At 62.1% G+C, this 3763-nt stretch carries 4 protein-coding genes; 1 reads left to right on the top strand and 3 read right to left on the bottom strand.

What is annotated here, in order from left to right:
• Nucleotides 1-138 precede the first annotated feature (138 nt).
• Complete coding sequence (locus B0E52_RS00030) at nt 139-504, top strand: DUF2262 domain-containing protein (protein WP_077480485.1); 366 nt, start codon at nt 139-141, stop codon at nt 502-504.
• Between the two features lie 1143 nt (nt 505-1647).
• Here the strand turns inward: B0E52_RS00030 and B0E52_RS00025 are convergent.
• The 3 genes from B0E52_RS00025 to B0E52_RS00015 all read right to left on the bottom strand — a co-directional run.
• Entirely contained in the window at nt 1648-2361 is a 714-nt protein-coding gene (locus tag B0E52_RS00025; protein ID WP_077480483.1) for a formyl transferase, read from the bottom strand.
• 56 nt (nt 2362-2417) lie between these two features.
• A complete protein-coding gene (locus B0E52_RS00020) occupies nt 2418-3389 on the bottom strand; it encodes a polysaccharide deacetylase family protein (RefSeq protein WP_077480481.1) in 972 nt (323 codons plus the stop codon).
• Between the two features lie 129 nt (nt 3390-3518).
• The coding region (locus B0E52_RS00015; protein ID WP_305793686.1) for a UDP binding domain-containing protein at nt 3519-3763 on the bottom strand (245 nt) is incomplete at its 5' end.

The following is a 3763-nucleotide window of genomic DNA, read 5'->3' as shown; positions in this document are numbered from 1 at the left end:
GGTCTTCGACCGATACATACGAGAACATGCCAAGCTGCTGGACGTCGGGGCTGCGCATCGGATCGGGCGGTCAGTGATTGAGAACGTCTATGACCGCGGCGGCGCGCGGAGGTTTCTCAACAGCCTGTTAGGTTGTCTATGAGCGTTACGTTGCAACATGCGGGAACGAACGTCGAAGTGCTCGACGGCCCTTATCTTTTCAACGGGCAGCCGACGCCGGACGCAGTTGTCTACTACTCAACTCTTATCGCCAACATCGGCGAGCTCAAACGCTACGCAGCACAATCACTTTTGCCGCTCTACAACAATGTCTGGCTAGACGACGAGATTGGTCAACTGGACGAGCAAACCTTCATGCAAAAATTGGCTCGGCCTTCGGTGCATGTCTACGACGAGATCGGGGCAGCATTGGTCTACTTCGACGATGGCGGCATCTTCGCAGGCCACAGCATCGAAATCACAGTCAAAAGCGGGTTGCCTTGCAATGCTCAAATTCTTGGCTAAGCAACCTAACTACTCGTTCAAGGCGGACGGCTTCGCCGCCGCTTAACTCAAGCGTTATGTTGTTCGGGGGAGATATGAGTGACTCTGAAAAAAGATCGGCTGTGTCGTCACTTGCACACGGCCTATCGGTCACCTTCGTCGGCAGCTCAAAGTTCCGCGTTGGCTCTGCGGTTGTCCACGCGCGATTTTGCTCCGCAAATGCTCGTGCACCCGATAAGTACAAGTTCAATATCAATCCCAACACACTTTCGGCCGACTATGAGTTGTGGGTCTGTGGCGCCGCAGCCCTGTACTACCTCATGCCAATCTCATTTGTTCGCGGCATCTACCAAGATCCCAACGCGTACAACGATAGACTGCACCCCGGCATCAAGGTTGTGTCGGTAGACGCTGCTGCGCATCGAGTCACTTATGCAACAGGTGGGGTAAGTTCAAGTTTGTCGCCGTATCTGCGAGCACAAATATAGGCTCTCAACATAACAATTCGTTCAAGGCGGACGGCTTCGCCGCCGCTTAACTCCAGCGTTGAAAACGGGCCTTCCCGAAAGCTGCCGGTCGTCACCGGCAGCAAGGGATCAATTTCGGCCGGTCAGCACGGAATTTACATCACCGATCATCATCAGCGCGGTGATCATGTTTGGCCGGAACGCTGATCATGTGCGTCCAGCACGCTACCATTCCGGCCACACCCTCATCTCGCCCACGTTCCGAGACCGATTGAATGACCACAACCGACCGACCGGCGACCGCTGACCAGTCACCCCACACCGGCCACATGCCCAAGCCTTCACCGTGCGACCTGGACGGCGAGGCCACCGACTGCGCCGAGGAGCTGGCGCGCGAGGAAGCGTTGCGCGGGTCAACCCTTCGCGTGCCGCGCTGAAGGGCGTCGCGCACGGGAATGGGTACGTTTGCGGGTATTTTTGCGGTGGCAACTCGCGAAGCCGTTGCACCATAAGGCTTCCAGAGGATTGTTGGATAGACGCCACCCCGTCCAACGGCATCCAAAAAGGCCGGAAGCTCCGAGAATCGGGACTTCCGGCCTTTTTCTTGTCCGATGGCGTCCGGAGCATTCGCTGGGATCCTGCTTCTGCCGAGAGGGATCACGGAACTCCTTCGACTGGCCCGGCTCAGGCCGAGGTTCTATTTGACCAACCTGGAAAACCGGTACCTGAGGTACTGGCCGAGGGTGGGGTGATACCAGAGCCGGGACGGCCCGACGCCGTCGCGGCTGGTGAGGTGGCCGTCGACCACGTCGCGCAGGGCTTGCTTCATCAGCGGGATCCCGGCGGCAAGCTGGTGCAGCGGATAGGTGTTGAAGCCGTCGCTGTCCTCGACATGGATCTGCTGCTGGTACAGCACGCCGCCGGTATCGACGCCGGCGTCGACCAGGTGGACGGTGACGCCGCAGTGTTCGGCGTCGTCGTGGACCAGCGCCCAGTAGCCGCCGTGGACGCCGCGGTAGCGCGGTGTGATGCCGGCATGGGTGTTGAGGAAGGGGCGTCGGATGCAGTCGATCACCTTGCGTGAAACGATCCGCGTGCCGTTCACGACCACGGCGTCTGGGTCGAGCTTTTTCAGCAGGCGGCGCACCGCTGTCGAGTTCACGCTGTCCACCCGGCGGGTGATGTCTGCCGGCGGCAACGCGGCCTGCAAACCGTACCGAAGGATCAATTCGTCGCTGCGGCGGCGCTGGAGCCGCGCCAGCAGTCGATTGAATGCGATGAAGGCAAGCTGGCCGATGACCGTGAACCAGCCCAACTGGCGCACCCTGTACCGGATCATGCCCCGAGCCGACGGTTTGCGCTCCACCACGACGGCGAGGACTTCCACCTCGCTCGCCAGCGCGTTGTACATGAACCAGGACGATGGCCCGTCGCCGCACAGCATGACGACGCGCGGAGTCCGTCGACTCATCGCGCAGCCACGGCGTCGACGAGTTCGGCCATGCCCAGCGAGCGCATGCCTTCCTGCTGTCGCAGGCGCTCGAACTCCTCGATCACGCGTGCCAGGAAACCCATGTTCTGGTCGGTGTCGATGCCGAAATTGTGCGGGTGCCACCACAAGTGGAAGACCTCGTGGTGCCGGGCCGCGTGGCGCATGGCGCGCGTGATGCGGCGCAGCCGCAAGCCATCCAGCCAGGCCAGTCGCGGGTCATGGGGGCGCAGGAAGCGACTGGCCGGAATATTGAGCGGCAATCTGCCGGTGCAGTCTTCCAGCGTGTACGTGTGATGTCCGCTGAGATTGACGTAGCTGTCGAACAGGCGACCCATGCGGCGCACTGCGTTCTGCCTGACGTGATCGGTGGCGGCATAGAGCCAGCCGTCCTCGTTGCCGCGATAGGCGGTGATGCCGTGCTCGGCCAGCACGTCCAGATAGTCGGGATTCCACTGGTTGCGGGGAAACACCAGGCTGCGCAGCACGATCCCCCGCGCCGCTGCGATGCGGACGGCCGCGGCGAGATCGGCATGGAACGCCGCCACGGTCTGGCCGGCTTCGCGGCAGTAGTAGTGCGAGAACGTGTGGCTGGCCACTTCCTGCCCCGGCGTCGCGGCGATCAGTTCGACCAGCTCGGGCGCGAAGTGATAATACGGATCGATGTCGGCCGACTGTTCCAGATAACGGTAGGGGCACAGCGAGCCGTTCGCATAGCCAGGCCTCATCGAGGGAGCCGCCGCAAGGGCGGCGTCGCGATCATGGCAGAACAACAGGCCCACCGCCGCCCAGGTGGCGTGGATGCGATGCTGCTCGAACAGCTTCAGCGTGTGCGGGATGGCCTGCCTGGCGCCGTCCAGGCGCTCGCGAAAAGCATCGAGGCGGCGCGTGTCGCGCACGCCCCAATACAGTTCGAAGTCGATGGATATGGTGAATGTGCCGGTGTTCATTCCATCTCCAGCCCGCTTCACGCCAGTCAAAGCGTATCAGCTTCACGGGAGCGTGCCGTCGTCGACTGTGCTCCGTAATCCCTTGGTCGCCAGCACTCCATGCTGGCAACGTCGTGCATGACGTCGCGTTCAAAGGCGACCATCGACTGCCTCGCGCGGCAGCACGTACTTCACGTCGTAGACCACGCACTCGGGCTTGCCGTAGGCGCGCACGCCATCGGCGCCCAGCGCCACGAACTGCTTGTGACCCACCGCCACGATCACCGCGTCGTAGGCGCCCGTTGGCGGCTCGGCCAGCGGCACGAGGCCGTATTCGTGCTCGGCCTCGGCGGCGTTTACCCACGGATCGTGCACGTCGACCTGCGCGTTGTAGC

This window comes from Rhodanobacter sp. C06 (assembly GCF_002001105.1).
GTDB lineage: Bacteria > Pseudomonadota > Gammaproteobacteria > Xanthomonadales > Rhodanobacteraceae > Rhodanobacter_A.
This window is presented reverse-complemented; position numbering and strand designations above follow the sequence as displayed.

Bases quoted from the DNA above. Each gene is read 5' to 3' on its own strand.
- B0E52_RS00030 (WP_077480485.1), top strand. From the start codon at position 139: ATGAGCGTTACGTTGCAACATGCGGGAACGAACGTCGAAGTGCTCGAC.
- B0E52_RS00025 (WP_077480483.1), bottom strand. From the start codon at position 2,361: ATGTACAACGCGCTGGCGAGCGAGGTGGAAGTCCTCGCCGTCGTGGTG.
- B0E52_RS00020 (WP_077480481.1), bottom strand. From the start codon at position 3,389: ATGAACACCGGCACATTCACCATATCCATCGACTTCGAACTGTATTGG.